Below are 26,258 nucleotides of genomic sequence, written 5' to 3' on the forward strand. Positions count from 1 at the left end.
TCCGTTGTGTCAGAAAAAGCTCAGGCCCACGTGGAACAGTTTCTCCACATCGCGGATATGTTTCTTGTCCACCAGGAACAAGATCACATGGTCCCCGGTTTCGATCACTGTGTCGTCGTGGGCAATGATCACCTCTTCGTCGCGAATGATCGCGCCAATGGTGGTGCCCGGCGGCAAGCCGATATCGCGGATGGCCTTGCCGATCACCTTGCTCGACTTGGAATCACCGTGAGCAATCGCCTCGATGGCTTCCGCCGCACCCCGGCGCAGGGAGTGCACGCTGACGATATCGCCACGACGCACGTGGGCCAGCAAGGTGCCGATGGTCGCCAACTGCGGGCTGATGGCGATGTCGATATCGCCGCCCTGGATCAGGTCCACATAAGCCGGGTTGTTGATGATGGTCATCACCTTCTTCGCGCCCAGGCGCTTGGCCAGTAGCGATGACATGATGTTGGCTTCGTCGTCGTTGGTCAGGGCCAGGAAGATATCCGCGTCGGCGATGTTCTCTTCCATCAGCAGGTCGCGGTCCGAGGCACTGCCTTGCAGTACGACGGTGCTGTCGAGGGTGTCGGACAAATGCCGGCAACGTGCCGGACTCATCTCGATGATCTTCACCTGATAGCGGCTTTCGATGGCTTCGGCCAAACGCTCGCCGATCTGCCCGCCGCCGGCGATGACGATGCGTTTATAGGTCTCGTCGAGGCGGCGCATTTCGCTCATGACGGCACGAATATTCGCCTTGGCGGCGATGAAAAACACTTCGTCGTCGGCCTCGATCACCGTGTCGCCTTGGGGCAGGATCGGGCGGTCGCGCCGGAAAATCGCCGCGACGCGGGTTTCCACATTCGGCATGTGCTCGCGCAACTGGCGCAGTTGCTGGCCCACCAGCGGGCCGCCGTAGTAGGCCTTCACCGCGACCAGTTGCGCCTTGCCGCCGGCGAAGTCGATCACCTGCAAGGCGCCCGGAATCTCGATCAGGCGCTTGATGTAGTGGGTCACCACCTGTTCAGGGCTGATCAGCACGTCGACCGGAATCGCGTCGTTGTCGAACAGCCCGGCGCGGGTCAGGTAGGCCGCCTCGCGTACACGGGCGATTTTGGTCGGGGTGTGGAACAGGGTATGGGCGACCTGGCAGGCGACCATGTTGGTTTCGTCGCTGTTGGTCACGGCCACCAGCATGTCGGCATCGTCGGCTCCGGCCTGACGCAGCACCGTCGGGAACGATGCGCGGCCTTGCACGGTGCGGATGTCGAGGCGGTCGCCCAGGTTGCGCAGACGCTCGCTGTCGGTGTCGACCACGGTGATGTCGTTGGCTTCGCTGGCCAAATGTTCGGCCAGCGTGCCACCGACCTGCCCTGCCCCAAGGATGATGATTTTCATCCGGTCACTCCCTTAAAACCATTCAGCCGCGCGCGGCGGCGATCTTGATCAGTTTGGCGTAGTAGAAGCCGTCGTGTCCGCCTTCTTGCGCGAGCAACTGGCGGCCATGGGGTTGCTTGATGCCAGCCGTGGTGGCGAGGTCCAGCTCCCGGGCGCCGCTGGTGCGGGCGAGGAAGGCTTCGATCACCTCGGTGTTTTCCGTCGGCAAGGTAGAACAGGTGGCGTAGAGCAGGATGCCGCCGACTTCCAGGGTCGGCCACATCGCGTCGAGCAGTTCGCCTTGCAGCACGGCCAGGGCGGCGATGTCGTCGGGTTGGCGGGTGAGCTTGATATCCGGGTGGCGGCGGATCACGCCGGTGGCGGAACAGGGTGCATCGAGCAGGATGCGTTGGAACGGCTTGCCGTCCCACCAGGTGGCGGTATCACGGCCGTCGGCGGCGATCAGCTCGGCGCTGAGGCCCAGGCGCGCGAGGTTTTCGCGCACGCGCACCAGGCGCTTGGCTTCCAGGTCGACAGCGATCACACCGGCCAGGTCTTTTTCGACTTCCAGAATGTGACAGGTCTTACCGCCTGGCGCGCAGCAGGCATCGAGCACGCGTTGACCGGGTGCCAGGTCGAGCAGGTCGGCAGCCAGTTGCGCGGCTTCATCCTGGACGCTGATCCAGCCTTCGGCAAAGCCCGGCAGGCTGCGTACATCGGCGGCGGCTTCGAGCACGATGCCGTCGACGCTGTACACGCACGGCGTGGCGTTGATACCGGCCTCGGTGAGCAATTGCAGGTAGGCGTCACGGCTGTGATGACGACGATTGACCCGCAGGATCATCGGCGGATGCGCATTGTTCGCCGCGCAAATAGCTTCCCATTGCTCCGGCCAGAAGGCTTTCAGGGACTTTTGCAGCCAGCGCGGGTGGGCGGTGCGTACCACCGGGTCATGTTCCAGCTCGGCCAGCAGCGCTTCGCTTTCTCGCTGGGCTCGGCGCAGCACGGCGTTGAGCAGGGCCTTGGCCCAAGGTTTTTTCAGCTTGTCGGCGCAACCGACGGTTTCACCGATAGCGGCGTGGGCCGGTACGCGGGTGTAGAGCAGTTGATAGAGGCCCACCAGCAGCAGCGCTTCCACATCTGCATCGGCCGCCTTGAACGGCTTTTGCAGCAACTTGGTTGCCAACGCCGACAACCGTGGCTGCCAGCGGGCCGTGCCAAAGGCCAGGTCCTGGGTGAAACCGCGATCACGGTCTTCGACCTTGTCCAGTTGGGTCGGCAACGAACTGTTCAGCGAAGCCTTGCCTTGGAGGACGGCAGCGAGAGCCTTGGCGGCGGCCAGACGTGGGTTCATTGAGCTGCCCCGAGGAGAGTGCCCACGGCAAATTTCTCACGACGGCTGTTGAACAAATCGCTGAAATTAAGTGCCTTGCCACCTGGCAATTGCAGACGGGTCAGGCACAGCGCCTGTTCACCGCAGGCGACCAACAGGCCGTCCTTGCTGGCGCCGATGATCTCACCGGGAGCGCCTTTGCCCTCGGCCAAGGTGGCGGCCAACACTTTCAAGGCTTCGCCGTTGAGGGTGCTGTGGCAGATCGGCCACGGGTTGAACGCACGCACCAGGCGTTCCAGCTCCAAGGCCGGGCGGCTCCAGTCGATGCGCGCTTCGTCTTTGTTCAGCTTGTGGGCGTAAGTGGCCAGGCTGTCGTCCTGCACTTCACCTTCCAGGGTGCCCGCAGCCAGGCCGGCGATGGCCTGGATCACGGCGGGCGGGCCCAGCTCGGCAAGGCGGTCGTGCAGGCTGCCACCGGTGTCTTCGCCAGTGATCGGCGTAGTGACCTTGAGCAGCATCGGGCCGGTGTCCAGGCCGGCTTCCATGCGCATCACGGTCACGCCGCTTTCGCTGTCACCGGCTTCCACGGCACGCTGGATCGGCGCCGCACCGCGCCAGCGAGGCAGCAGCGAGGCATGGCTGTTGATGCAGCCCAGGCGTGGGATATCCAGCACCGCTTGCGGCAGGATCAAGCCGTAGGCCACCACCACCAACAGGTCCGGCTTCAGCGCGGCCAGTTCGGCCTGGGCCTCGGCGTTGCGCAGGGTCGGTGGTTGCAGCACGGGAATGTTGTGCTCCAGCGCCAGCTGCTTGACCGGGCTCGGCATCAGTTTTTGCCCACGACCGGCCGGGCGATCCGGCTGGGTGTACACCGCGACGATGTCATAAGGGCTGGCAAGCAGGGCCTTGAGGTGTTCGGCGGCAAATTCAGGCGTGCCGGCAAAAACAATGCGCAGTGGCTCGGTCATGGGAGGTCTCGGTTAAAAGCAGTCACAAAAGAAAAAGGCTTGCCGCAGCAAGCCTTTGGAAGGGGGCATCAAGCTTGCTGGCGATGCTTTTTTTCCAGCTTCTTCTTGATCCGGTCGCGCTTGAGCGTGGACAGGTAATCGACAAACAGCTTGCCGTTGAGGTGGTCGCATTCGTGCTGGATGCACACCGCCAGCAGGCCTTCGGCAATCAGCTCGAACGGCTTGCCGTCGCGGTCCAGGGCCTTGATCTTCACGCGCAGCGGGCGCTCGACGTTCTCGTAGAACTCCGGCACGGAGAGGCAGCCTTCCTGGTATTCGCCCATCTCGTCGGTCAGCGGTTCGAACTCCGGGTTGATGTACACCATCGGTTCGCTGCGATCTTCCGACAGGTCCATGACCACGACGCGCTGATGCACGTTGACCTGGGTCGCGGCGAGGCCGATACCCGGGGCTTCATACATTGTTTCAAACATGTCATCGACCAACTGACGAACCTTGTCGTCCACTACGGCCACCGGTTTGGCGATCGTGCGCAGGCGCGAGTCGGGGAATTCGAGGATGTTCAAAATAGCCATAAGCGTAATTGCTGCACATGTGAGGTAGAGGCAAATCGGCGTTGGGATGGACCCACACGACCGGTGTGAAACCCTTAAAAGCCGCGAAGGCCAAGGCATTTCACGCGAACGCACATAATAAAGGAGATTCACCCCATGAGGAAATCGCTACTCGTCTTGCTGCTGTGGGCCCCGTTTTCCATGGCCCTGCTGCCCCCGCCCGTCCAGCGCCTGGAACAACCGACGCAACAGGCTATCCAGCGCTTCCTGCTGCATAACCGCATCCTTGATACACCCCAGGACCTGGACAACGCACCGTACATCGTTGCTGCCGAGGCTGGCCGCGTGCTTGGCGCCAATGGCGAGCGGGTGTATGCCAGGGGCAACCTGGACCCTTCCCAGCCCAACTACGGCATATTCCGACGGGGCAAGGCCTACACCGACCCGCAGACCCGAGAGCTGTTGGGGATCAACGCCGACGACATCGGCACCGCCCGTTTTGTCACCGCAGGCGACCTCACCACCCTGGCTGTGCAGCGTGTCACCCAGGAGGTGCGCCCCGGTGACCGCCTGCTGCGTGCGCAAACACCCGTCGACCCGGCAGCTCTTGCCGTCACGCCAACGGCCGCCTTTATCGAAGGGCAGATCATCGATATTCCCAAGGGCGTGACACAGATCGGCGTGCTGGATGCCGTAACCCTGAACAAAGGCCGTCGTGACGGCCTGGTCGAAGGCCAACTCCTCAGCGTGATCAAGGCCGGCGCCACGGTGCGCGACCGCCTGACCGGCGCGCCGACGAAACTGCCCGACGAACGGGCCGGCACCCTGCTGGTGTTTCGTACCTACGAAAAGCTCAGTTACGGCCTGGTGCTCAATGCCTCACGACCGCTGGCGGTGATGGACCGTTTCGAGACTGTTCATCAAACACAATAAATAGCCTGCTAAATAAGTTACCAACAGAGTTATCCACAGCTTGTTACGGTCAAGGATGATCAGATGTTTCCGACAAATAACCATGAAATTTCCCCATCAGAACTGGAAGCCCGACTACGCTTGCACAGGCTGCCAGAACTGGGTCCGAAGCGTTTTCGCTTGTTGATCGAGGCGTTCGGCTCTGCCTCAAAAGCCATCAGTGCGCCTGCCAGCGCCTGGCGTTCACTCGGGCTGCCGGCCATCAGCGCCGATGCCCGGCGCAGTCATGAAATCCGCGATGCTGCCAGCGAGGCTTTGGCCTGGCTGGCCTGTCCGGCCCAGCATTTGCTGATGTGGGACCAGCCGGACTACCCCGCACTGCTTGCCCAGATTGATGATGCGCCGCCGCTGTTATTCGTCGCCGGTGACCCTGCGATCCTGGAAAAACCGCAACTGGCGATAGTAGGCAGCCGCCGTGCATCGCGTCCCGGCATGGACACGGCGGCGGCGTTCTCGCGCAGCTTGGCGAGCGCCGGTTTTGTCATCACCAGTGGCCTTGCGTTAGGCATTGACGGTGCAGCCCATCAAGCGGCATTGGATGTGGGCGGCCAGACAATCGGCGTGCTCGGCACCGGGCTGGAAAATTTTTATCCACAGCGCCACCGCCGGCTGGCAGCGGCGATGATTGACCAGGGCAGCGCGGTGGTTTCCGAGTTCCCTCTGGATGCGCCGCCTCAGGCGGGTAACTTTCCTCGACGCAATCGGATCATCAGTGGCTTGTCCCTGGGCGTGCTGGTGGTGGAAGCCAGCATGGCCAGCGGTTCGCTGATCACGGCGAAACTCGCGGCGGAGCAAGGGCGCGAGGTGTATGCGATTCCGGGCTCCATCCATCATCCCGGCGCCAAGGGTTGCCATCAGTTGATCCGGGATGGCGCGGTGCTGGTGGAGACCATCGAACACATCCTGGAAGGTTTGCGTGGTTGGCAGGCGTTGTCACGCCCTGCCCCGATGCCGGTTGTCCATCCGTTGGTGGCACTGCTGCACGCGGCGCCTCACACCAGCGAAGCCCTGGCGATTGCCAGTGGACGGCCGTTGTCCCAGGTACTGGCGAGCCTTACGGAGCTTGAGCTCGAAGGCCAGGTCATCTGCGAAAGCGGGCGCTGGCTTGCACGCTGCTAGGTTTTGTAAAGAAGATCGGTAAACTGCGCAGAGCTTTAGTCTGGAGAGTGAACAATGGTCAACCGGTGGCGTGTGCTGGAAACCGCACGAGAAATTCGCGCAGGCGCGGTGATTGCCTACCCAACCGAAGCGGTTTGGGGCTTGGGCTGCGACCCGTGGAACGAAGAAGCAGTAGACCGTTTGCTCGCCATCAAGAACCGTTCGGTGGACAAGGGCCTGATCCTGGTGGCAGACAACATCCGTCAGTTCGATTTTCTGTTCGAAGACTTCCCGCAGGACTGGATCGACCGCATGGCCAGCACCTGGCCAGGGCCGAACACCTGGCTGGTGCCCCATCAGGACTTGTTGCCGGAGTGGGTGACGGGTGTGCACGACACCGTTGCCCTGCGGGTGACTGACCATCCGCTGGTGCGGGATTTGTGCTCGCTGGTAGGGCCGTTGATTTCCACATCGGCCAACCCGCAAGGTCGCCCGGCGGCGCGCACGCGGATTCGCGTGGAGCAATACTTCCGTGGCCAGGTGGATCTGGTGCTGGGTGGCGCCTTGGGTGGGCGCAAGAATCCGAGCTTGATTCGTGATTTGGTGACTGGCGAGGTTGTGCGGCCTTCCTGAGACCGAGGCGCGGCCATCGCGGGCAAGCCCGGCTCCCACACTTGATCAGTGTTGTTCATGACAACGCGGTCAAATGTGGGAGCCGGGCTTGCCCGCGATGAGGCCCTTACAGGCTCCAGATATCCATTGTCTTACGGCAACAAAATAGTCGACCCAGTCGTCCTGCGCCCCGACAACTCCGTCTGCGCCTTCGCCGCCTCCGCCAGCGCATACCGCTGGTTGATATCAATGCGCACCTTGCCGCTCTGGATCATCGAGAACAGGTCATCCGCCATCGCCTGCAGGTTTTGCGGGTTGTTGGCATAGGTCGCCAGGGTCGGCCGGGTGACGTACAGCGAACCCTTGGCCGACAGAATCCCCAAATTCACCCCATCCACCGCGCCGGACGCATTGCCGAAACTCACCACCAGCCCACGTGGCGCCACGCTGTCCAGCGAGGTCAGCCAGGTGTCTTTGCCGACGCCGTCGTACACCACCGGCACTTTTTTGCCGTCGGTCAATTCCAACACGCGCTGTGCGACGTCTTCCTTGCTGTAGTCGATGGTTTCCCAGGCACCGAGGGATTTGGCCAGGGCGGCTTTTTCCGGCGAACTCACAGTACCGATCAGCTTTACACCCAGAGCCTTGGCCCATTGGCAGGCCAGGGAGCCGACGCCACCGGCAGCGGCGTGGAACAGGATGGTTTCGCCGCCCTTCAGTTCATAGGTCTGGCGCAGCAGGTACTGCACGGTCAGGCCTTTGAGCATGGCGCCGGCGGCTTGTTCGAAGCTGATGTCGTCCGGCAGGTGCACCAGGTTGGCGGCGGGCAGCACATGCAGTTGGCTGTAGGCGCCCAGCGGGCCGCTGCCGTAGGCCACGCGGTCACCGACCTTGAACTGGGTGACTTCGCTGCCGACCGCGTCGACCACACCGGCGCCTTCTGCGCCCAACCCCGATGGCAATGCGGGCGGTGCGTACAGGCCACTGCGGAAATAGGTGTCGATGAAGTTCAGGCCAATCGCCTCGTTACGCACGCGAACCTGCTGCGGGCCGGGCTCTGCCGGCGTGTAGTCCACATACTCAAGCACTTCGGGGCCGCCATGGGCGCTGAACTGGATACGTTTGGCCATCTGCACTTCTCCTGGGTTCGAATCGCGTAGCCCCCTATCGGACTCCTAAGCTTGATCTTCGTCAACTGCGGCGCAACCGGGTGCAGTGGTATCCTGTGCGCCCATTTGCCGCCGACGCCCAATGGCCTCGCGTAGCTTTGCCCGATTCAAGGTGATGCCATGACTACCCGCACCGAGGCTGTAAAGGCCTACCTGCTTGACCTGCAAGACCGCATTTGCAGCGCCCTGGAAACCTTCGAGACGGACACTCGCTTTATCGAAGACGCCTGGACCCGGCCTGCCGGCGGCGGCGGACGCACCCGTGTGATCGAAAACGGTTCGGTGATCGAAAAAGGCGGCGTCAACTTTTCCCACGTGTTTGGCAGCGGTCTCCCACCATCTGCCAGCGCGCATCGCCCTGAATTGGCCGGTCGCGGCTTTGAAGCCCTGGGTGTGTCGCTGGTGATTCATCCGCACAACCCACACGTACCGACTTCCCACGCCAATGTGCGCTTTTTCATCGCTGAAAAAGAAGGCGAAGAGCCCGTGTGGTGGTTCGGTGGCGGTTTCGACCTCACGCCTTACTACGGCAATGAAGAAGACTGCATCCACTGGCACCGCGTGGCCGAGCAGGCCTGTGCGCCGTTCGGTCCAGACGTGTACTCGCGCTACAAAGCCTGGTGCGACACCTACTTCCACATCAAGCACCGCAACGAACCGCGCGGCATCGGCGGCCTGTTCTTCGATGACCTGAACGAGTGGGACTTCGACACCTGCTTCGCCTTCATCCGCGCCATCGGCGATGCCTACATCGACGCCTACCTGCCGATCGTGCAGCGCCGCAAGGCCACCGCCTACACCGAGCAGCAGCGCGAATTCCAGGAATTCCGTCGCGGCCGCTACGTTGAATTCAATCTGGTCTACGACCGTGGCACCTTGTTTGGCCTGCAATCGGGCGGGCGTACCGAGTCGATCCTGATGTCGCTGCCGCCGCAAGTGCGCTGGAGCTACGACTGGAAGGCCGAGGCCGGCAGCGAAGAAGCGCGCCTCACCGACTACTTCTTGCAAGACCGTGATTGGCTGGGCCTGACCGCGCCCAAGGCGGCTGTCTGATGGACCGCTATGTCGTGTTCGGCAACCCCATCGGCCACAGCAAGTCGCCGCTGATCCATCGCATGTTCGCCGAGCAGACCGGCGAGCAACTGGACTACAGCACCTTGCTGGCGCCGCTGGAGGATTTCACTGGCTGTGCCCGTGAGTTTTTTCTACAAGGTCGGGGTGCCAACGTCACCGTACCGTTCAAGGAGGATGCCTACCGCTTGGCCAACACCTTGACCGACCGCGCCCAGCGCGCGGGCGCGGTGAACACCCTGAGCAAACTGGCCGACGGCAGCCTGTTGGGCGACAACACCGACGGTGCGGGCTTGGTGCGTGATCTCACGGTTAACGCCGGGTTGAGCCTGCAAGGCAAACGCATCTTGTTGCTGGGCGCTGGTGGCGCGGTACGCGGCGCGTTGGAGCCGTTGCTGGCCGAACAGCCTGCTTCGCTGATCATCGCCAACCGCACCGTGGAAAAGGCCGAAATGCTCGCTGAGTTGTTCGACGACCTGGGCCCGGTGTCTGCCAGTGGTTTCGATTGGTTGCGTGAGCCGGTGGACGTGATCATCAACGCCACCTCCGCCAGCCTGTCAGGCGATGTACCGCCGATTGCGGGCAGCCTGATCGAACCGGGCAAGACCTTTTGCTACGACATGATGTACGCCAAGGAACCGACCGCGTTTTGCCGCTGGGCCACCGAACAAGGCGCAGCCGTGGCGATGGATGGCCTGGGCATGCTGGTGGAACAGGCGGCGGAAGCCTTCTTCCTGTGGCGCGGCGTGCGCCCGTACTCGGCGCCCGTACTGGCTGAACTACGCCGCCAGTTGGCGCTGTAATCACTCCTGGAACTGGATGGGGCAGCTGTCGGCCCCTTCCAGCTTTTTCAACTCTTCTACTACCTGCGGCCTGGCCCGGCGCAATGTCAGGCTGCGCCCCAAGCCGCGCAAGCGCCGCGCTTCCTGATGCAGCATCTCCACCCCGGAATAGTCGATAAAGTTGATCTGCTGCGCCTCGATCACCACCCGTTCGCCCTGCAGGCTTTGCAGGCGTACTTGCAGGTAGTGGCTGGCGCCGAAAAAGATCGAGCCGCCCACCCGCAGCACATCTTCATCGCCATCGCGCCATTGCTGTACCCGTGGCTGCGAGGTGCGCTTGAGGTAGAAAAACAGCGACGCCAGCACCCCGGCGTAAATCGCTGTTTGCAACTCCAGCAGCAAGGTGGCGACGCAGGTCAGGCTCATCACCACGAACTCGGCGCGACTGACGCGGAATAACGCGCGAATGCCGCGACGGTCCACCAGACCCCAACTGATCAGCAAGATGCTTGCGGCCATGCTCGGGATCGGAATATGGGCGATCAATGCCGCGCCAAACAGCGCAAACAGTGCCACCCACAATGCGGAAAACACGCCCGCCAACGGCGAACAGGCGCCCGCCTCGTAGCTGAGGCCGGAGCGTGTGAACGAACCGGCTGACAAATACCCGGAGAAAAATCCGCCAACGATGTTGGATAAACCCTGCGCTCGCACTTCCTGGTTGGCATCGAGCAATTGCTGCGAACGCGCCGACAGCGAGCGGGCAATCGACAAGCTGGTCACCAGCCCCAGCATGCCCACCGCCACGGCGCTCGGCAGCAGGCGCAGGATCACGTCCAAGTCCATGGGCAACGGGCTGAACGGCGGCAGTTTGCCGATAAACGAACTGACCAGCGCCACATGCCCGAACATCGCCGGCCACAGCCACGCCACCAGGCTGCCCAGCGCCAGGGCGATCAACAGGGTCGGCCAGCGCGGTACGAGGTATTTGAGCAGTGCACCCACCAGCAAGGTACCGAGCCCGAGAACGAGGGACGCTTGGTCCCATTCGCCGCTATGGTGGATCAGTGCCAGCAGGCTATTGATCGCCGTGGCCTGGCTCGGTAAATCCAGCCCCAGCAGATTGGGCAGTTGCCCGAGCGCAATCACCACGGCGGCGCCCAGGGTGAAACCGAGCACCACCGAATGAGAGACAAAATTCACCAGCGCGCCAAAGCGCAGCATGCCCAGCAGCCACTGGAAAACCCCGGCGAGGAAGGTCAGCAACAGGATCAGGGTGATGTAGTCCTGCGACCCCGGCACGGCCAACGGGCTGACGCTGGCGTAGAGCACAATGGAAATCGCCGCCGTGGGACCGCAGATCAGATGCCAGGAGGAACCCCAGAGGCAGGCGATCAGCACCGGGATGATTGCGGCGTACAGGCCGTATTCGGGTGGGAGACCGGCGATCAGCGCGTAGGCAATTGACTGTGGCAAGGCGAGAACCGCGCCACTGAGGCCCACCATCGCATCCCGGCCGACGCTGGCGCGGGTCTGGCGCGGGAGCCAGGCGAGGAAGGGGAAGAGTGTATGGCGGTTGGGCCGGGGCATGAAAGGCTCGGATTGAAAGGGTTGCATCAGGGTATCAGCACACACCGGCCCCTGTGGGAGCTGGCTTGCCTGCGATAGGATCCCCTCGGTCTTACTGACAGACCGAGTCGTTTGCATCGCAGGCAAGCCAGCTCCCACACAAGCCCGTTTCAACCGGGCTTGGCGGTGAGGCTTAGAGTTTGGCTTTTACGGCCGTCAGCGCATCCTTGCCGTCCACGGTCTTCACGCCCTCCAGCCATTTATCCAATACCGCCGGGTTGGCCTTGATCCACGCCTTCGCCGCATCGGCATTGCTGACCTTGTTGTTGGCCACCTCGGCCATGATGCTGTTTTCCATGTCCTGGGTAAAACTCAGGTTGGTCAGCAGTTTTCCTACGTTCGGGCAGGCCTGCGCATACCCTTTGCGGGTCAAGGTATACACGCTGCCAGTGTCACCAAAGTATTTCTCGCCGCCCTTGAGGTAGTGCATTTTCAACTGCACGTTCATCGGGTGCGGGGTCCAGCCGAGGAAGGTCACGAATTTCTGCTTCTTAACCGCCCGCGACACTTCGGCGAGCATCGCCTGTTCGCTGGACTCCACCAGCTTCCACTGGCCGAGCGCAAAGTCGTTCTTCTTGATGATTTCCTGCAACGAAATATTCGCCGGTGCGCCGGAGCCGATGCCGTAGATCTTTTTGTCGAACTTGTCGGCAAATTTGTTCAGGTCGGCAAAGTCATGCACCCCGGCGTCCCACACATAATCGGGCACGGCGAGGGTGAACTCGGTGCCGTCGAGGTTTTTCGCCAGTTGCACCACGTCGCCATTGGCCACGAACTTGTCATAGAAACCCTGCTGGGCCGGCATCCAGTTGCCCAGAAACACATCCACCTGGCCGTCCTTGAGCCCGCCAAAGGTGATCGGCACCGCCAGGGTGTCGACCTTGGGTTTGTAGCCCATGCCCGTCAGCAGAAAACCGGTGATGGCATTGGTGGCCGCAATATCGCTCCAGCCCGGATCGGCCATCTTTACCGTTTCACAACTGGCGTCTGCGTAAACATTGGCGCTTCCCAGCGCCAGGAGCCCCAGCATCACAGTTAACTTTTGCATGGCCTTCCCTCAGTGTTATTGGTTTTGGCAGGGTTGTGGATAACGTGCCTTGCGCTCCAGGTCGTCGAGGTCGATATGGTTGCGCATGTATTGCTGACTGGCGTCCACCAGTGGCTGGTGATCCCAGCTCTTCAGCTTGCCCTGGGTCAGTGCTTCAAACACCAGACGGCGGCGGCGTTGGCTGGCGAGCACCTGTTGGTGGATCGCCGGGATGTCCCATTTGGCCCGCGCCTCGTCCAGGAAGGCTGCAAACAGTGCCCGGTGTTGCGGCGACTGGCTGAGGTCTTCCTGCTCCCGTGGGTCGTTGTGTACATCGAACAGTAGACAAGGGTCGTCTTCGCTGTAGATGAATTTGTAGGCGCCCCGCCGAATCATCATCAGCGGGCTGATGGTGCCTTCGGCCATGTATTCGCCAAACACTTCGTCGTGCCCGCCCTGCCCTTGCAAGTGCGGGACCAGCGAGCGGCCGTCCAGCGGCAGGCGCGGGTCCAATTCGCCGCCGGCCAGTTCCACCAGAGTCGGAAGCAGGTCGGCGGTGGACACCGCTTTGCTCACGTGGCCTGCCGCGAACTGTCCCGGCGCACTGACCAGCAGCGGCACGCGGGCGGCCATTTCAAACCAGTGCATTTTGTACCAGAGGCCGCGTTCGCCGAGCATGTCGCCGTGGTCGCCGGAGAACACGATGATGGTGTCGTCGGCCAGGCCGGTGTCTTCCAGGGTTTGCAGCAGCTTGCCGACGTTGCTGTCGATGTAGCTGCACGCGCCGAAGTAGGCACGCCGTGCATCGCGGATCTTATCCACAGGCAGCGGCTTGTCCCACAGGTCGTAGACCTTGAGCAAGCGCTGGGAATGCGGGTCGAGATCGCCTTGCGCTGGCGTTGTAGGCAAAGGGATGTCGGCGTCGTCGTACAGATCCCAGAACGGTTTGGGAATGGTGTACGGGTCGTGAGGGTGAGTCATCGATACCGTCAGGCAGAACGGCTGGTCGCCGTCTTCGCGGATATGGTCGAACAGGTATTGCTGCGCCTTGAACACCACCTCTTCGTCGAAATCCAGCTGGTTGGTGCGCACGCACGGCCCGGCTTGCAGCACCGACGACATGTTGTGATACCAGGTGGGGCGCACGTCCGGCTCGTCCCAGTTCACCGCCCAGCCATAATCGGCGGGGTAGATGTCGCTGGTCAGGCGTTCTTCGTAGCCATGCAACTGGTCCGGACCGCAGAAGTGCATCTTGCCCGACAAAGCGGTGCGATAGCCGAGGCGACGCAGGTAGTGGGCGTAGGTCGGCACATCGGCGGGGAAGTCGGCGGCGTTGTCGTAGGCGCCAATCTTGCTCGGCAACTGGCCACTCACCAGTGTGAAACGCGACGGCGCACACAACGGGCTGTTGCAATAGGCGGCATCGAACACCACACCCTGCTCGGCGAGGCGACTCAGGTTGGGCAACTTGATAGGCGAAGAACCGTAGAACGGAAGCAACGGGGCGGCCATTTGATCGGCCATGATGAAAAGAATGTTCTTGCGCTTCATGATCTATCGGCATTCCATAGGCGGTGTTTATGCCAATGAGCATGCAACCCACGGAAAGTGGGGTAAAGCCCATGAAAAGCAATGTCTAGGATAAGCACAGCTTATGTATGAAGCCCTCGGTGACCTGTCCCTCGATTTGCTGCGCGCCTTCGAAGCCGCCGCACGCCATCGCAGTTTTACCGCCGCGGCGATGGAACTGGGCACCACCCAACCGGCCATCAGCCAGCAGATCAAGCGCCTGGAAGAGCAGTTGGCGATTCGCCTGTTTGATCGCATCTACCGGGGCATCGAACTGACTGACGCTGGCGCCCTGTTGTTCGAGCATGTGCAAGGCGGGTTGCAGGGCATCAACCAGGGCTTGAGCCTGATCACCCAACAGGACCAGCATGAAGTGCTGCAAGTCGCCACCGACTTCGCCTTCGCCGCCTATTGGCTGATGCCGCGCCTGCATCGCTTTCACCAGGCCAACCCTCAGGTCGATGTGAGCCTGGTGACCAGCGAGCGCAACCACGCCACTTTGCGCAGCGATATCGACGTGGCGGTGTTGTTTGGCGACGGCCGTTTCAAGCAGGGCGACAGCCTGTGGCTGTTCAACGAGGAAGTGTTCCCGGTGTGCAGCCCGCAGTGGCTCAAGGAACAGGCGACGCCGCTGACTGTGCAAAATTTGCACGATGTCCCCTTGCTGCACCTGCGCCAGGAAAACAACAGCCAGTGGTTCGACTGGAGCGGTGTGTTTCGCGAACTGGGCATCGCCAGCGCACCGACGCCCGGCCAATTGCGTTTCGACAATTACACCCTGTTGATCCAGGCGGCGATTGCCGGCCAGGGCGTGGCTATCGGCTGGCGGCACCTTGTGGATAACCTGCTGGAGCAGGGCTGGTTGTGCCGACCGGTGGGCGACACCGTCATCTCGCGTTTTGGCTATTACGTGGTGCAACCCCAGCGCAAACGCCGAGGGCAGTTGGTCGAGCGCTTCGTCGACTGGCTGGTGGCAGAACAAGCCAGCAGCGCCCAGTCGCTGACCGGGCTGGCCCTGCCGTCCATTGCGGTCTAGCATCTGGCGCATATTGGATCCGGAGTCCGCCATGCAACGTATCAAGGGCTATCACGCCCATATCTACTTCGACGCCAGCACGATCGAACAGGCGCGCTCCCTGTGCGAAGACGCCGCCAAACTCTTCCCGCTGCGCATGGGCCGTGTGCACGAACGACCGGTGGGCCCGCACCCGGATTGGAGCTGCCAGCTGGCGTTCGATCCCGAATACATCGGCGTGGTGCTGCCGTGGTTGGTGATCCATCGCAACGGACTGGTGGTGTTCCTGCACCCCGAGACCGGCGATGACTTGAAGGACCACACCGACTATGCAGTCTGGATGGGAGCAATGCGCGAACTGAACTTGTCAGCCTTTTCCTGAATAAAATCCCTAAATATGGGATTGATATTTATATATTGAGACTTGCGCCCGCGTAGGTTTATATTCGCTGCATCCGCTCAGAACTCAGGTGAAGCGATGCAGGCGCAATTGATCGCGCTCGATTGGGGGACCAGCTCCCTTCGTGCTTACAAACTCGGCCCCGCAGGCACCGTGCTGGAACAGCGCTCGCTGGCGTGGGGCATCATGCATTTGCCCAGCGAACCCCGGGACATTGGCGGCGTGCGTTGCAGCAACGGCTTTGAGTTGGCGTTCGATGCGGCGTGCGGGGATTGGCTCGATGCCGAACCGGGTTTGCCGGTGATTGCCTGTGGCATGGTCGGCAGCGCCCAAGGCTGGAGCGAAGCGGCCTATCGCAATACCCCGGTCGACGTCGCCAGCCTTGGCCAGGCGCTGCATCAGGTGCACAGCCTGCGCGGCGTGGCCGTGCACATCGTGCCGGGCGTGATCGAGCAGGTCGGCTTGCCCAACGTAATGCGTGGCGAAGAAACCCAGGTGCTGGGCGTACTGCAAGGGCTGGGCGCCGATGTGTTGATTGGCCTGCCGGGCAGCCATTCCAAGTGGGTCGAGGTGGTCGACGGCTGCATCACGCACTTCGATACCTTCATGACCGGCGAGCTGTTTGCAGTGTTGAGCAAACACAGCATCCTCGGGCGTACCCAGCAACCCAGCGAACGATTCCAGGCCGAAGCCTTCGACCGAGGCGTGCACGTGGCGCTTTCCGAAGACGGCCAGCGCGGCGTGCTGTCCACCTTGTTCAGTGCCCGCACCCTCGGGCTCACCGGCGAACTCGCGCCTGACCAACAGCCCGATTACCTGTCCGGCTTGCTTATCGGCCATGAACTCGCCGGCCTGCCCGACAACGCCAAACACAAGCCGATCATCCTGGTCGGCGCCGTGCCCCTCTGCGCCCGTTATCAACGCGCCCTCGCCCTTTGCGGCTTTGCCCACGTCAGCCTGGCGCAGGAAGCCACCGAGCGCGGCCTGTGGCAATTGGCCGTAGCGGCCGGGCTCACTCAACCTGTATTGGAGGCCTGACATGCTCAAACAAGCACTAGCGCAAAACGGTTTGATCGCCATCCTGCGCGGCATTCGCCCGGACGAAGCCCAGGCTGTCGGCCAGGTGTTGTACCAGGCGGGGTTTCGGGTGATCGAAGTCCCGCTGAATTCTCCCGACCCTTACACCAGCATCCGCACCCTGCGCGACAGCTTGCCCGCCGATTGCCTGATCGGTGCCGGCACGGTGTTGACGCCGGAGCAGGTCGAGCAGGTAAAGGCGGCCGGTGGCCAGGTGATCGTCATGCCCCACAGCGATGCCAAGGTGTTGCGTGCCGCCAAAGCTGCAGGCCTGTTTCTGTCGCCGGGCGTGGCCACGCCGACCGAAGCCTTCGCCGCACTGGGCGAAGGTGCCGACGTGCTGAAGCTGTTCCCCGCCGAGCAAATGGGCCCTTCGGTGATCAAGGCGTGGCTGGCGGTATTGCCAGCCGGCACCTTGCTGCTGCCGGTGGGCGGCATTACCCCGGACAACATGCAGGTGTTCACCGACGCCGGCGCCAAAGGTTTCGGGCTGGGTTCCGGGTTGTTCAAACCGGGTATGACTGTGGATCAGGTCGCGAGCCGCGCCCAGGCTTATGTCGCCGCCTGGAAAGCCCTCAACTGAATCAAGTTTCGCGCCTGCCGGCGCCGCATCTATAAGAGAGATAACAGATGAAAATCACCAAACTGACGACCTTTATCGTCCCACCGCGCTGGTGCTTCCTCAAGGTCGAGACCGACCAGGGTGTGACCGGCTGGGGTGAGCCCGTGGTCGAGGGCCGCGCCCACACCGTGGCAGCGGCTGTCGAAGAACTGTCCGACTACCTGATCGGCAAAGACCCCCGCAATATCGAAGACATCTGGACCGTGCTCTATCGCGGCGGCTTCTACCGCGGCGGCGCCGTGCACATGAGTGCCCTCGCCGGCATCGACCAGGCGCTGTGGGACATCAAGGGCAAGGCCCTCGGTGTGTCAGTCAGCGACCTGCTCGGCGGCCAGGTGCGTGACAAGATCCGCGTGTATTCCTGGATCGGCGGCGACCGCCCGGCCGACACCGCCCGTGCTGCCAAAGAGGCCGTGGCCCGTGGTTTCACGGCGGTGAAGATGAACGGCACCGAAGAGTTGCAGTTCGTCGACAGCTTCGAGAAAGTCGACCTGGCCCTGGCCAACGTTGCCGCTGTGCGTGACGCGGTGGGCCCCAACGTTGGCATCGGCGTCGACTTCCATGGCCGGGTGCACAAGCCCATGGCCAAGGTGCTGATGAAGGAACTCGACCCGTACAAACTGATGTTCATCGAAGAACCGGTGCTCAGCGAAAACTACGAAGCGCTCAAAGAGCTGGCGCCGCTGACCAGCACGCCGATTGCCCTGGGCGAGCGCCTGTTCTCGCGTTGGGACTTCAAGCGTGTGCTCAGCGAAGGCTACGTCGACATCATCCAGCCGGATGCGTCCCACGCCGGCGGCATCACCGAAACCCGCAAGATCGCCAACATGGCCGAAGCCTACGACGTGGCCCTGGCCCTGCACTGCCCGCTGGGCCCGATTGCCCTGGCGGCGTGCCTGCAATTGGACGCGGTCTGCTACAACGCGTTTATCCAGGAGCAAAGCCTGGGCATTCACTACAACGAGAGCAATGACCTGCTCGACTACGTGCGCGATCCGGGCGTGTTCGACTATGACCAGGGCTTTGTGAAGATCCCCAACGGGCCGGGCCTGGGCATCGAGATCAACGAGGAATACGTAATCGAACGCGCCGCCATCGGCCATCGCTGGCGCAACCCTATATGGCGCCACGCCGACGGCAGCTTCGCCGAGTGGTAAGCACCCTGTAGGAGCCGGGCTGCCGGCTCCTGCAAGCCCTCAATAAACATAAGAAGAGGCAACCCCCCATGCACCCTGAATCCTTCACCGGGCAGGCTTCTTTAGTCACGCCTACCCGAAAGCGCTTCTTCATCATGGTGCTGCTGTTTATCACCGTGGTCATCAACTACCTCGACCGCAGCAACCTGTCCATCGCCGCTCCGGCCCTGACCAGCGAACTGGGGATCGACCCGGTGCACGTCGGGCTGATTTTCTCCGCGTTCGGCTGGACCTACGCCGCCATGCAGATCCCCGGTGGCTGGCTGGTAGACCGCGTGCCGCCGCGCATCCTCTACACGGCGGCCCTGCTGTTGTGGTCCATCGCCACCGTCATGCTCGGGTTTGCAGCCAGTTTTATCGCGTTGTTCGTGCTGCGCATGGCGGTGGGCGCGTTGGAAGCGCCGGCCTACCCGATCAACAGCCGCGTGGTCACCACCTGGTTCCCCGAGCGTGAGCGCGCCACGGCGATTGGCGTTTATACCTCCGGGCAATTTGTCGGGCTGGCATTCCTCACGCCGGTACTGGCCTGGCTGCAACATGCCTTTGGCTGGCACATGGTGTTTGTCGCGACCGGTGGCGTGGGCATTGTATGGGCGGTGATCTGGTACGCGGTGTACCGCGAACCGAAGGATTTCAAAGGCGCGAATGCCGCTGAAATCGACCTGATCCGTGAAGGTGGCGGCTTGGTGGATATGCAGGAAAAAGCCGCCAAGGCGCCGTTCAGTTGGGTCGACCTGGGCATCGTGTTGAGCAAGCGCAAACTCTGGGGGATCTACCTGGGGCAGTTCTGCCTCAACTCCACGCTGTGGTTCTTCCTGACGTGGTTCCCGACCTACCTGGTGAAATACCGCGGCATGGACTTCATCAAGTCCGGACTGCTGGCGTCATTGCCATTCCTGGCGGCGTTTGTCGGCGTGCTGTGTTCGGGGATCTTTTCCGACTGGCTGATTCGTCGCGGCGCGTCGGTGGGGTTTGCGCGCAAGTTGCCGATCATTGGCGGGCTGCTGATCTCCACGGCGATCATCGGCGCCAACTATGTGGACTCGACCGCGTGGGTGATTGCGTTCCTGGCGGTGGCGTTCTTTGGTAATGGGTTGGCGTCGATTACCTGGTCGCTGGTCTCGACCCTGGCACCGGCCCGCCTGTTGGGGCTGACCGGTGGGGTGTTCAACTTCATCGGCAACCTGTCGGCGATTGCCACGCCTATCGTGATTGGCTTTCTGGCCAGTGGGGATTCGTTTGCGCCAGCGATTACCTATATCGCGGTGCTGGCGTTGCTCGGGGCGCTCTCCTACATATTGCTGGTGGGCAAGGTGGAGCGCATCGAGTTGAACGAATAACCTGTGGTGAGACGCTCACCACAAAAAAGCCAAGTCGCCACGAAGTCATGGCTCGGGGTTAGTTGAGGACACCGTCCAGAATCTCATAGACGATGCCCGTACCCACGGCGATCAACACCACATCCGGGCCCGAACGGCGCCATTCATAGCCGGGATACACCGGCAGGCGCGCCAGGGCCCGGTTATCGAGACGTTCGCCGTAATAGCCACGCGGCAGCGGCTGGCCACGCACCAGGCGTACATTCGGCGGTGGCGGTGCGCCGCGGGCGAACTGGCCGTGGTTGTCGTGGATGATCTGGCGGACCGGGCCGAAGTCCTGGGGCGGGCCGCCGCGACGGTTGTCCTGCGGGCCGCGATGGTCATCGCCGCGTTGTTCGTGCTGGCCTTGTGGGCCGCCACGGTCAGGGCCGCCTTGGTCATAAGGCGCAGCCTGCACCAGGGCGCCGGCGCCAAGCACCAGCACACCAAGGCCGGCAATCACGGTTTTGGGCATTTTCATCGGGTATTCCTCAGGGCACGCAAACAAAAAAGGGATTTCGAACGAGGTTCGAAATCCCTTGGTCTTGCTGTTTAGGCCGTGCCCGGGCGGGTTGATTCCTCTGTATCAGGAACTTTACCAACTGCTTACGGGGCCCTTACTTACGAGCGTTACGCACGCCTTCCGACAATGCCGCACACAGGCTCAGCACACCATCGATGGCTTGCTGATCATTCTTGGCGTTGGCGATGTGGTCGATCAGCGCCGAACCTACGACGACACCGTCAGCCAAGCGGGCGATGGCCGCCGCTTGTTCCGGCGTGCGGATACCAAAACCGATGCTGATCGGCAGGTCGGTATGGCGACGCAGGCGGGTCACGGCTTCTTCGACGTGCTCCAGGGTCGCGGCGCCAGCACCGGTCACACCGGCCACCGACACGTAGTACACAAAGCCGGAGCTGCCATTCAGAACCGTCGGCAGGCGCACGTCATCGGTGGTTGGCGTGGTCAGGCGGATAAAGTCGATGCCTGCGGCCTGGGCCGGGTCGCACAGCTCGCCGTTATGTTCAGGTGGCATGTCGACCACGATCAGGCCGTCCACGCCGGCTTCCTTGGCGTCGGCGATGAACTGCGGCACGCCGTATTTGTGGATTGGGTTGAAGTAGCCCATCAACACCAGTGGCGTGTCGTTGTTGTCCTGGCGGAACTCGCGGACCATCTGCAGGGTTTTCACCAGGTTCTGCTTGGCGTTCAACGCGCGGATGTTGGCCAGTTGAATGGCCGGGCCGTCGGCCATCGGGTCGGTGAAGGGCATGCCCAGCTCGATCACGTCGGCGCCGGCGGCTGGCAAGCCTTTGAGGATCGCCAGCGAGGTGTCGTAGCCAGGGTCGCCAGCGGTAACGAAGGTCACCAGGGCGGCGCGATTCTGTTCTTTAAGCTGCGCGAAGCGGGTTTGCAGGCGGCTCATCAGTGTTTCTCCTGCTGAGAGGTTTCCATATGGTGCATCACGGTCTGCATGTCTTTGTCGCCACGACCGGACAGGTTGACCACCATCAGGTGATCCTTCGGCAGGGTCGGCGCGCGTTTGAACACTTCGGCCAAGGCGTGGGCGCTTTCCAGGGCGGGAATGATCCCTTCCAGGCGGCAGCATTTGTGGAAGGCGTCGAGGGCTTCATCGTCGGTCACCGAGGTGTACTGGACGCGACCGATGTCGTGCAACCACGCGTGTTCCGGGCCGATGCCGGGGTAATCCAGGCCAGCGGAGATCGAGTGGGCGTCGATGATCTGGCCGTCGTCGTCCTGCAACAGGAACGTACGGTTGCCGTGCAGTACGCCCGGTACGCCACCGTTGAGGCTGGCGGCGTGTTTGCCGGTTTCGATGCCGTGGCCGGCCGCTTCAACGCCGATGATCTCGACGCTGGTGTCGTCCAGGAACGGGTGGAACAAGCCCATGGCATTGGAACCGCCGCCGATGCACGCCACCAGGCTGTCCGGCAGGCGGCCTTCCTGGGCTTGCAGCTGGTCGCGGGTTTCCTTGCCGATCACGGCCTGGAAGTCGCGCACCATTGCAGGGTAAGGGTGCGGGCCGGCCACGGTGCCGATCAGGTAGAAGGTGCTGTCGACGTTGGTCACCCAGTCACGCAGGGCTTCGTTCATCGCGTCTTTCAGGGTGCCGGTGCCGGCCACCACTGGGATCACTTCGGCGCCCAGCAGCTTCATGCGGAACACGTTGGCTTGCTGGCGCTCGATGTCAGTGGTGCCCATGTAGATCACGCATTGCAGGCCGAAGCGTGCGGCCACGGTGGCAGTGGCCACGCCGTGCATGCCGGCGCCGGTCTCGGCGATGATGCGTTTTTTACCCATGCGCCGGGCCAGCAGTATCTGGCCGATGCAGTTGTTGATTTTGTGCGCGCCGGTGTGGTTCAGCTCTTCGCGCTTGAGGTAGATCTTGGCGCCGCCGCAGAATTCGGTCAGGCGTTCGGCGAAGTACAGCGGACTTGGACGACCGACGTAGTCACGCTGGAAGTAGGCCAATTCCTCTTTGAATGCCGGATCTTCCTTGGCCGCTTCGTATTCGCGGGCCAGGTCGAGGATCAACGGCATCAGGGTTTCAGCGACGTAGCGGCCGCCGAACGCGCCAAACAGGCCGTTGGCGTCTGGGCCGTTGCGTAGATCGGTCTGGGACTGAGTCATGGGACGCTCCAGGAAAGAAGGGGTGTGGGAAGCAATGAGGGCCACTCTACCCCTGACGTTCTACGCTGAAAACCGATAAGATCGCCACAACCTGTCAGGAAAACTCACAGATGAGCCGAGACCTTCCACCCCTCAATGCCCTGCGTGCCTTTGAAGCGACTGCGCGCTTGAACAGCGTCAGTCAGGCCGCCGAGCAATTGCATGTGACCCACGGTGCTGTCAGCCGCCAGTTGAAGGTGCTGGAGGAGCATTTGGGGATCAGCCTGTTCGTCAAGGAAGGTCGCGGCCTTAAACTCACAGATGCGGGCGTTCGGCTGCGGGATGCCAGCGCCGAGGCCTTCGAGCGATTGAGGGATGTGTGTGCCGAGCTGACCCAGGCCAGCGCCGACGCGCCTTTTGTACTCGGTTGTTCGGGCAGCCTGCTGGCGCGCTGGTTGATCCCGCGCCTGGGCCGCTTGAATGCGGACTTGCCGGACCTGCGCCTGCACCTGTCGGCGGGTGATGGGGATCTGGACCCGCGCCGCCCAGGCTTGGACGCACTGTTGGTGTTCGCTGAGCCGCCATGGCCGGCGGATATGCAGGTGTATGAGCTGGCCAGTGAACGCATCGGCCCGGTGATGAGCCCGCGTTTTGCCGGCTATGAACGTTTGCGCAAGGCATCCGCCGAGGCCTTGTGTGGTGAAAAGCTGTTGCACACCACGTCACGCCCGCAAGCTTGGCCCAGTTGGGCGGCGCAGCACGGCATCGAGCACGGCGCGTTGAAACACGGCCAGGGGTTTGAGCATTTGTATTATTTACTGGAGGCGGCAGTGGCAGGATTGGGTGTAGCCATCGCCCCGCAGCCGCTGGTGGCCGAGGACTTGCGTGCGGGTCGCCTGGTGGCGCCGTGGGGTTTCAGTGAAACCCCGGCGCACCTGGCGCTGTGGCTGCCCAAGCGCGCCGCCGATGGGCGCGCCGAGCAGCTGGCGCAGTGGCTCAAGGCTGAGCTACGGCGCGAACCGGTTTAATCGCCGCGTTTGCACAGCAGATAAGCTGCGAGCAGGCCCAGTGCACCGACGGCAACGCCGGCTGTGGTCCATGGGTGCTCTTGCGCGTAGTCCCGGGTTGCAACACCGGTTTCGCGAATTTTGACTTTGCTTTCTTCGTAGGCATCGCTGATCAGGTGGCGGGAGTGCTTGAGGGCATTCTCGGCATTGCTTTTCAGGGCCTTCAAGGTTTTGCGCGACTCGTCGGATGCATCGTCCTTGAGGCTTTCCAAAGACTTGAGCAGGCTCGAAATCTCGGCTTCCATGCTTTCCAGCGACGCTTTGCGTAAAGAAGTGTTGGCCATGTGGACTCTCCTGAAGTGATTGAGTGGCGTGTGTAGATACCGACTGCGGCCGTTTCAGAAAGTGCAGTAAATCTGAACTTTCGGGTACGAACAGTCGCCAGAAGCAGTACGAACATTGACTGCTACGCTTGCTTAACGACCCTTAGGAGAACTGCCATGAGTGATCATCACACCTACAAGAAAGTCGAACTGGTGGGCTCGTCTACCTCCAGCATCGAAGACGCCATCAACAATGCGCTGGCCGAGGCCAACAAGAGCATCAAGCATCTGGAATGGTTCGAGGTGACTGAAACCCGTGGTCACATCAAGGACGGCAAGGCTGCGCACTTCCAGGTCACCCTCAAGGTGGGGTTCCGAATTGCCAGTAGTTAATCGCATCGGTTGAACTTGCTGACTGGCCGATTGCCATAACCTGCGCTACAACCAATGGGTGCCGATGCCACAAGCGTCGGCACGCTCTTTTCGATCAGCGCAAGGAAAGTAACGGATGAAGAAGTTCCTGTTAGCGGTAGGTTTGTTGAGCATTGCAGGCACGGCCCTGGCGGCGGGCAAGCCTTGTGAAGAGCTCAAAAGCGAAATTGCAGCGAAAATCGACGCCAAGGGCGCTTCGGGTTATTCGCTGGAAGTGGTGGATAAAGGCGCTGCGCCGAGCGATCACACAGTGGTCGGCACCTGCGAGGGTGGCACCAAGGAAATTGCCTACAAGCGCGGTTAATCCCGTGTTGCAGACATAAAAAACCGACGCGCTGCGTCGGTTTTTTTCGTCTGAAGGTTTTAGCCCTTCATCACCTGCGCCAGCAGTTCGTAGGAATGAATCCGGTCGGCATGCTCGTACAGGTCGCTGGTGAAAATCAGCCCGTCGGCGCCGGTCTGCTCGACCAACACCTCCAGCTTGGCGCGGATCTTCGCCGGGCCGCCGACCATTGCCAGGCCCAGGAAGCTGCCGACCGCGTCTTTTTCATGGGGCAACCACAGGCCGTCCATGGTTTTTACGGGTGGGCGCTGCACCAGGCTTTGCCCGCGCATTAGCGCGAGGATGCGTTGGTAGACCGAGGTTGCCAGGTAGTCGGCGTGCTCGTCGGTGTCTGCCGCCACCAGAGGAATGCCGAGCATCACGTAGGGTTTATCCAGCACGGCTGAAGGTTTGAAGTGATTGCGGTACACGCGAATCGCCTCATGCATCAGGCGGGGTGCGAAATGCGAGGCGAAGGCGTAGGGCAAACCGCGTTCGCCTGCCAGCTGTGCACTGAACAAGCTGGAGCCGAGCAGCCACACCGGTACGTTGGTGCCGGTGCCAGGCACGGCGATGATCCGTTGGTCGGGAGTGCGTGGGCCCAGGTAGGCCATCAGCTCAGCCACGTCTTCCGGGAACTCATCCGCGCTGCCGGAGCGTTCACGGCGCAGGGCGCGGGCGGTCATCTGGTCGGAGCCAGGGGCGCGGCCCAGGCCCAGGTCGATACGGCCGGGGTAGAGGCTCTCCAGGGTGCCGAACTGTTCGGCAATCACCAGCGGCGCGTGGTTGGGCAGCATTACACCGCCGGAACCGACGCGAATGGTCGACGTACCACCGGCCAGGTAGCCCAGCAGCACCGAAGTGGCCGAACTGGCGATACCGTCCATATTGTGGTGCTCGGCCACCCAGAAACGGTTGTAGCCGAATTTTTCCACGTGCTGGGCCAGGTCCAGGGAATTGCGCAGCGACTGCGCGATGCTGCCATTGGCGCGTACGGGCACCAGGTCGAGGGTGGAAAATTTTACGTCGGACAGCGATTTCATAAGCCTGCTTCTCCAATAGGGGCGCAGGCTTCTTAGACGAACCAAAACCTGCCGCTTCATGTGCATGCCTATGCAATGAGGGCATATACCCGAGATTCAATAGCGACTCAGGAAATTTCCTACTTGATTGCTAGGTTTCTCTCACAAGATGAACTTTGCCAGTCCGACTATCCTCAGAACCCTTACTGACGCAAAACCACCGTTCGAGGAGACCGCTATGAGTATCGTGAAAAAAGCATCCGCGCATTGGGAAGGTGACCTGAAGACAGGCCTGGGGTCCATTTCCACGGAAACCGGCGTGCTACGTGAAGCGCCCTACGGCTTCAAGGCGCGTTTCGAGGGTGGCAAGGGCACCAACCCCGAAGAACTGATCGGAGCGGCCCACGCTGGCTGTTTCTCCATGGCCTTTTCCATGATTCTCGGCGATGCCGGGCTCAAGGCTGACAGCATCGACACCCAGGCCGAAGTGACCCTGGACCAGGTGGACGGCGGTTTTGCGATCACCGCCGTGCACCTGATCCTCAAGGCCAAGATTCCCGGTGCAAGCCAGGCGCAGTTCGATGAACTGAGCAAAAAAGCCAAGGAAGGGTGCCCGGTGTCCAAGGTGCTGAATGCGAAGATCAGCCTGGATGCCACGCTGGTCGGCTAAGCCTTCTACTTCAGGAGCGAGCAGGCTCGCTCCTGA

28 protein-coding genes are annotated in these 26,258 nt (G+C 62.0%); 15 read left to right on the forward strand and 13 right to left on the reverse strand.

What is annotated here, in order from left to right; genetic code table 11:
• Positions 1 to 9: 9 nt before the first annotated feature.
• The 4 genes from trkA to def form a co-directional block, all read right to left on the reverse strand.
• The gene (gene trkA / locus ACP7BX_RS09445) at positions 10 to 1,383 is read right to left on the reverse strand and encodes a Trk system potassium transporter TrkA (protein WP_010207735.1); all 1,374 of its coding nucleotides are present in this window, start codon (positions 1,381 to 1,383) and stop codon (positions 10 to 12) included.
• Positions 1,384 to 1,405: 22 nt separating this feature from the next.
• The gene (gene rsmB / locus ACP7BX_RS09450) at positions 1,406 to 2,716 is read right to left on the reverse strand and encodes a 16S rRNA (cytosine(967)-C(5))-methyltransferase RsmB (RefSeq protein ID WP_426126935.1); all 1,311 of its coding nucleotides are present in this window, start codon (positions 2,714 to 2,716) and stop codon (positions 1,406 to 1,408) included.
• Positions 2,713 to 3,663 (reverse strand): methionyl-tRNA formyltransferase, encoded by a 951-nt coding sequence (fmt, locus tag ACP7BX_RS09455; RefSeq protein WP_177004951.1) that lies wholly within the window; start codon positions 3,661 to 3,663, stop codon positions 2,713 to 2,715. Before fmt ends, rsmB begins: the two co-directional genes overlap by 4 nt.
• Before the next feature lie 68 nt (positions 3,664 to 3,731).
• Positions 3,732 to 4,238, reverse strand: coding sequence for a peptide deformylase (gene def / locus ACP7BX_RS09460; protein ID WP_016978734.1), 507 nt, complete (start codon positions 4,236 to 4,238; stop codon positions 3,732 to 3,734).
• Between the two features lie 135 nt (positions 4,239 to 4,373).
• Here def and ACP7BX_RS09465 point away from each other — a divergent pair, with 135 nt between their 5' ends.
• From ACP7BX_RS09465 to ACP7BX_RS09475, 3 genes are all read left to right on the forward strand, one after another.
• Entirely contained in the window at positions 4,374 to 5,150 is a 777-nt protein-coding gene (locus tag ACP7BX_RS09465; RefSeq protein WP_426126933.1) for a peptidoglycan-binding protein, read from the forward strand.
• Positions 5,151 to 5,213: 63 nt separating this feature from the next.
• On the forward strand, positions 5,214 to 6,308 hold the full coding sequence (dprA, locus tag ACP7BX_RS09470; RefSeq protein ID WP_426126931.1) for a DNA-processing protein DprA: 1,095 nt from the start codon (positions 5,214 to 5,216) through the stop codon (positions 6,306 to 6,308).
• Between the two features lie 54 nt (positions 6,309 to 6,362).
• The gene (locus tag ACP7BX_RS09475; RefSeq protein ID WP_003170728.1) at positions 6,363 to 6,920 is read left to right on the forward strand and encodes an L-threonylcarbamoyladenylate synthase; all 558 of its coding nucleotides are present in this window, start codon (positions 6,363 to 6,365) and stop codon (positions 6,918 to 6,920) included.
• Positions 6,921 to 7,051: 131 nt separating this feature from the next.
• On the opposite strand, the gene ACP7BX_RS09480 is transcribed toward ACP7BX_RS09475, so the two are convergent.
• Positions 7,052 to 8,029, reverse strand: coding sequence for a quinone oxidoreductase family protein (locus tag ACP7BX_RS09480; RefSeq protein WP_033900454.1), 978 nt, complete (start codon positions 8,027 to 8,029; stop codon positions 7,052 to 7,054).
• A gap of 159 nt (positions 8,030 to 8,188) precedes the next feature.
• On the opposite strand from ACP7BX_RS09480, the gene hemF reads away from it, so the two are divergent.
• Positions 8,189 to 9,121 carry an oxygen-dependent coproporphyrinogen oxidase gene (gene hemF / locus ACP7BX_RS09485; protein ID WP_033900452.1) on the forward strand — a complete coding sequence of 311 codons (933 nt, stop codon included), beginning with the start codon at positions 8,189 to 8,191 and terminating at the stop codon, positions 9,119 to 9,121.
• A complete protein-coding gene (gene aroE / locus ACP7BX_RS09490; protein ID WP_426126930.1) occupies positions 9,121 to 9,942 on the forward strand; it encodes a shikimate dehydrogenase in 822 nt (273 codons plus the stop codon). Before hemF ends, aroE begins: the two co-directional genes overlap by 1 nt.
• Here aroE and ACP7BX_RS09495 read toward each other — a convergent pair whose 3' ends face one another.
• The 3 genes from ACP7BX_RS09495 to betC form a co-directional block, all read right to left on the reverse strand.
• Positions 9,943 to 11,511 carry a SulP family inorganic anion transporter gene (locus tag ACP7BX_RS09495; RefSeq protein ID WP_426126928.1) on the reverse strand — a complete coding sequence of 523 codons (1,569 nt, stop codon included), beginning with the start codon at positions 11,509 to 11,511 and terminating at the stop codon, positions 9,943 to 9,945.
• A 172-nt stretch (positions 11,512 to 11,683) separates the two neighbouring features.
• Positions 11,684 to 12,598: a choline ABC transporter substrate-binding protein gene (choX, locus tag ACP7BX_RS09500; protein WP_426126926.1), complete on the reverse strand. Its 915-nt coding sequence runs from the start codon at positions 12,596 to 12,598 to the stop codon at positions 11,684 to 11,686.
• Positions 12,599 to 12,613: 15 nt separating this feature from the next.
• Entirely contained in the window at positions 12,614 to 14,128 is a 1,515-nt protein-coding gene (gene betC, locus ACP7BX_RS09505; RefSeq protein WP_426126924.1) for a choline-sulfatase, read from the reverse strand.
• Between the two features lie 103 nt (positions 14,129 to 14,231).
• Between betC and ACP7BX_RS09510 the strand changes: the two genes are divergently transcribed.
• From ACP7BX_RS09510 to ACP7BX_RS09535, 6 genes are all read left to right on the forward strand, one after another.
• The gene (locus tag ACP7BX_RS09510) at positions 14,232 to 15,182 is read left to right on the forward strand and encodes a choline sulfate utilization transcriptional regulator (RefSeq protein ID WP_133079510.1); all 951 of its coding nucleotides are present in this window, start codon (positions 14,232 to 14,234) and stop codon (positions 15,180 to 15,182) included.
• A gap of 31 nt (positions 15,183 to 15,213) precedes the next feature.
• On the forward strand, positions 15,214 to 15,543 hold the full coding sequence (locus ACP7BX_RS09515) for a DOPA 4,5-dioxygenase family protein (protein WP_025999921.1): 330 nt from the start codon (positions 15,214 to 15,216) through the stop codon (positions 15,541 to 15,543).
• A gap of 96 nt (positions 15,544 to 15,639) precedes the next feature.
• Entirely contained in the window at positions 15,640 to 16,599 is a 960-nt protein-coding gene (locus ACP7BX_RS09520; RefSeq protein ID WP_426126921.1) for a 2-dehydro-3-deoxygalactonokinase, read from the forward strand.
• A 1-nt stretch (position 16,600) separates the two neighbouring features.
• Positions 16,601 to 17,221: a 2-dehydro-3-deoxy-6-phosphogalactonate aldolase gene (locus ACP7BX_RS09525; protein WP_426126919.1), complete on the forward strand. Its 621-nt coding sequence runs from the start codon at positions 16,601 to 16,603 to the stop codon at positions 17,219 to 17,221.
• Between the two features lie 47 nt (positions 17,222 to 17,268).
• Positions 17,269 to 18,417 (forward strand): galactonate dehydratase, encoded by a 1,149-nt coding sequence (gene dgoD, locus ACP7BX_RS09530; RefSeq protein ID WP_003170741.1) that lies wholly within the window; start codon positions 17,269 to 17,271, stop codon positions 18,415 to 18,417.
• Between the two features lie 68 nt (positions 18,418 to 18,485).
• Positions 18,486 to 19,796, forward strand: coding sequence for an MFS transporter (locus tag ACP7BX_RS09535; protein WP_133079513.1), 1,311 nt, complete (start codon positions 18,486 to 18,488; stop codon positions 19,794 to 19,796).
• 58 nt (positions 19,797 to 19,854) lie between these two features.
• Here the strand turns inward: ACP7BX_RS09535 and ACP7BX_RS09540 are convergent, their stop codons facing one another.
• The 3 genes from ACP7BX_RS09540 to trpB all read right to left on the reverse strand — a co-directional run bounded on the left by ACP7BX_RS09540 (position 19,855) and on the right by trpB (position 22,467).
• Complete coding sequence (locus ACP7BX_RS09540; protein ID WP_426126916.1) at positions 19,855 to 20,295, reverse strand: anti-virulence regulator CigR family protein; 441 nt, start codon at positions 20,293 to 20,295, stop codon at positions 19,855 to 19,857.
• 136 nt (positions 20,296 to 20,431) lie between these two features.
• Complete coding sequence (trpA, locus tag ACP7BX_RS09545) at positions 20,432 to 21,241, reverse strand: tryptophan synthase subunit alpha (RefSeq protein ID WP_016978750.1); 810 nt, start codon at positions 21,239 to 21,241, stop codon at positions 20,432 to 20,434.
• Complete coding sequence (gene trpB, locus ACP7BX_RS09550; RefSeq protein WP_016978751.1) at positions 21,241 to 22,467, reverse strand: tryptophan synthase subunit beta; 1,227 nt, start codon at positions 22,465 to 22,467, stop codon at positions 21,241 to 21,243. The genes trpA and trpB overlap by 1 nt, the downstream gene beginning before the upstream one ends.
• A 110-nt stretch (positions 22,468 to 22,577) precedes the next feature.
• On the opposite strand from trpB, the gene ACP7BX_RS09555 reads away from it, so the two are divergent.
• A complete protein-coding gene (locus tag ACP7BX_RS09555) occupies positions 22,578 to 23,474 on the forward strand; it encodes a LysR family transcriptional regulator (RefSeq protein ID WP_426126914.1) in 897 nt (298 codons plus the stop codon).
• On the opposite strand, the gene ACP7BX_RS09560 is transcribed toward ACP7BX_RS09555, so the two are convergent.
• Positions 23,471 to 23,797 carry a DUF883 family protein gene (locus tag ACP7BX_RS09560; protein ID WP_003170746.1) on the reverse strand — a complete coding sequence of 109 codons (327 nt, stop codon included), beginning with the start codon at positions 23,795 to 23,797 and terminating at the stop codon, positions 23,471 to 23,473. The two genes, ACP7BX_RS09555 and ACP7BX_RS09560, sit on opposite strands and share 4 nt — an antisense overlap.
• Before the next feature lie 156 nt (positions 23,798 to 23,953).
• Here ACP7BX_RS09560 and ACP7BX_RS09565 point away from each other — a divergent pair, with 156 nt between their 5' ends.
• Positions 23,954 to 24,169: a dodecin gene (locus tag ACP7BX_RS09565; RefSeq protein WP_007953919.1), complete on the forward strand. Its 216-nt coding sequence runs from the start codon at positions 23,954 to 23,956 to the stop codon at positions 24,167 to 24,169.
• A gap of 115 nt (positions 24,170 to 24,284) precedes the next feature.
• Complete coding sequence (locus tag ACP7BX_RS09570) at positions 24,285 to 24,512, forward strand: DUF1161 domain-containing protein (protein ID WP_028618619.1); 228 nt, start codon at positions 24,285 to 24,287, stop codon at positions 24,510 to 24,512.
• Between the two features lie 59 nt (positions 24,513 to 24,571).
• On the opposite strand, the gene ACP7BX_RS09575 is transcribed toward ACP7BX_RS09570, so the two are convergent.
• Positions 24,572 to 25,573, reverse strand: coding sequence for an LLM class flavin-dependent oxidoreductase (locus tag ACP7BX_RS09575; RefSeq protein WP_426126912.1), 1,002 nt, complete (start codon positions 25,571 to 25,573; stop codon positions 24,572 to 24,574).
• 217 nt (positions 25,574 to 25,790) lie between these two features.
• Here ACP7BX_RS09575 and ACP7BX_RS09580 point away from each other — a divergent pair, with 217 nt between their 5' ends.
• A complete protein-coding gene (locus tag ACP7BX_RS09580; RefSeq protein ID WP_038851085.1) occupies positions 25,791 to 26,222 on the forward strand; it encodes an OsmC family protein in 432 nt (143 codons plus the stop codon).
• The last annotated feature ends 36 nt before the right edge of the window (positions 26,223 to 26,258 follow it).

This window comes from Pseudomonas sp. DWP3-1-3b3, from assembly GCF_049896305.1.
GTDB classification, from domain to species: domain Bacteria; phylum Pseudomonadota; class Gammaproteobacteria; order Pseudomonadales; family Pseudomonadaceae; genus Aquipseudomonas; species Aquipseudomonas azotoformans_A.

Excerpts from the sequence above, each read along its gene's own strand:
- trkA (WP_010207735.1), bottom strand. The coding sequence starts at position 1,383 with ATGAAAATCATCATCCTTGGGGCAGGGCAGGTCGGTGGCACGCTGGCC.
- rsmB (WP_426126935.1), bottom strand. The coding sequence starts at position 2,716 with ATGAACCCACGTCTGGCCGCCGCCAAGGCTCTCGCTGCCGTCCTCCAA.
- fmt (WP_177004951.1), bottom strand. The coding sequence starts at position 3,663 with ATGACCGAGCCACTGCGCATTGTTTTTGCCGGCACGCCTGAATTTGCC.
- def (WP_016978734.1), bottom strand. The coding sequence starts at position 4,238 with ATGGCTATTTTGAACATCCTCGAATTCCCCGACTCGCGCCTGCGCACG.
- ACP7BX_RS09465 (WP_426126933.1), top strand. The coding sequence starts at position 4,374 with ATGAGGAAATCGCTACTCGTCTTGCTGCTGTGGGCCCCGTTTTCCATG.
- dprA (WP_426126931.1), top strand. The coding sequence starts at position 5,214 with ATGTTTCCGACAAATAACCATGAAATTTCCCCATCAGAACTGGAAGCC.
- ACP7BX_RS09475 (WP_003170728.1), top strand. The coding sequence starts at position 6,363 with ATGGTCAACCGGTGGCGTGTGCTGGAAACCGCACGAGAAATTCGCGCA.
- ACP7BX_RS09480 (WP_033900454.1), bottom strand. The coding sequence starts at position 8,029 with ATGGCCAAACGTATCCAGTTCAGCGCCCATGGCGGCCCCGAAGTGCTT.
- hemF (WP_033900452.1), top strand. The coding sequence starts at position 8,189 with ATGACTACCCGCACCGAGGCTGTAAAGGCCTACCTGCTTGACCTGCAA.
- aroE (WP_426126930.1), top strand. The coding sequence starts at position 9,121 with ATGGACCGCTATGTCGTGTTCGGCAACCCCATCGGCCACAGCAAGTCG.
- ACP7BX_RS09495 (WP_426126928.1), bottom strand. The coding sequence starts at position 11,511 with ATGCCCCGGCCCAACCGCCATACACTCTTCCCCTTCCTCGCCTGGCTC.
- choX (WP_426126926.1), bottom strand. The coding sequence starts at position 12,598 with ATGCAAAAGTTAACTGTGATGCTGGGGCTCCTGGCGCTGGGAAGCGCC.
- betC (WP_426126924.1), bottom strand. The coding sequence starts at position 14,128 with ATGAAGCGCAAGAACATTCTTTTCATCATGGCCGATCAAATGGCCGCC.
- ACP7BX_RS09510 (WP_133079510.1), top strand. The coding sequence starts at position 14,232 with ATGTATGAAGCCCTCGGTGACCTGTCCCTCGATTTGCTGCGCGCCTTC.
- ACP7BX_RS09515 (WP_025999921.1), top strand. The coding sequence starts at position 15,214 with ATGCAACGTATCAAGGGCTATCACGCCCATATCTACTTCGACGCCAGC.
- ACP7BX_RS09520 (WP_426126921.1), top strand. The coding sequence starts at position 15,640 with ATGCAGGCGCAATTGATCGCGCTCGATTGGGGGACCAGCTCCCTTCGT.
- ACP7BX_RS09525 (WP_426126919.1), top strand. The coding sequence starts at position 16,601 with ATGCTCAAACAAGCACTAGCGCAAAACGGTTTGATCGCCATCCTGCGC.
- dgoD (WP_003170741.1), top strand. The coding sequence starts at position 17,269 with ATGAAAATCACCAAACTGACGACCTTTATCGTCCCACCGCGCTGGTGC.
- ACP7BX_RS09535 (WP_133079513.1), top strand. The coding sequence starts at position 18,486 with ATGCACCCTGAATCCTTCACCGGGCAGGCTTCTTTAGTCACGCCTACC.
- ACP7BX_RS09540 (WP_426126916.1), bottom strand. The coding sequence starts at position 20,295 with ATGAAAATGCCCAAAACCGTGATTGCCGGCCTTGGTGTGCTGGTGCTT.
- trpA (WP_016978750.1), bottom strand. The coding sequence starts at position 21,241 with ATGAGCCGCCTGCAAACCCGCTTCGCGCAGCTTAAAGAACAGAATCGC.
- trpB (WP_016978751.1), bottom strand. The coding sequence starts at position 22,467 with ATGACTCAGTCCCAGACCGATCTACGCAACGGCCCAGACGCCAACGGC.
- ACP7BX_RS09555 (WP_426126914.1), top strand. The coding sequence starts at position 22,578 with ATGAGCCGAGACCTTCCACCCCTCAATGCCCTGCGTGCCTTTGAAGCG.
- ACP7BX_RS09560 (WP_003170746.1), bottom strand. The coding sequence starts at position 23,797 with ATGGCCAACACTTCTTTACGCAAAGCGTCGCTGGAAAGCATGGAAGCC.
- ACP7BX_RS09565 (WP_007953919.1), top strand. The coding sequence starts at position 23,954 with ATGAGTGATCATCACACCTACAAGAAAGTCGAACTGGTGGGCTCGTCT.
- ACP7BX_RS09570 (WP_028618619.1), top strand. The coding sequence starts at position 24,285 with ATGAAGAAGTTCCTGTTAGCGGTAGGTTTGTTGAGCATTGCAGGCACG.
- ACP7BX_RS09575 (WP_426126912.1), bottom strand. The coding sequence starts at position 25,573 with ATGAAATCGCTGTCCGACGTAAAATTTTCCACCCTCGACCTGGTGCCC.
- ACP7BX_RS09580 (WP_038851085.1), top strand. The coding sequence starts at position 25,791 with ATGAGTATCGTGAAAAAAGCATCCGCGCATTGGGAAGGTGACCTGAAG.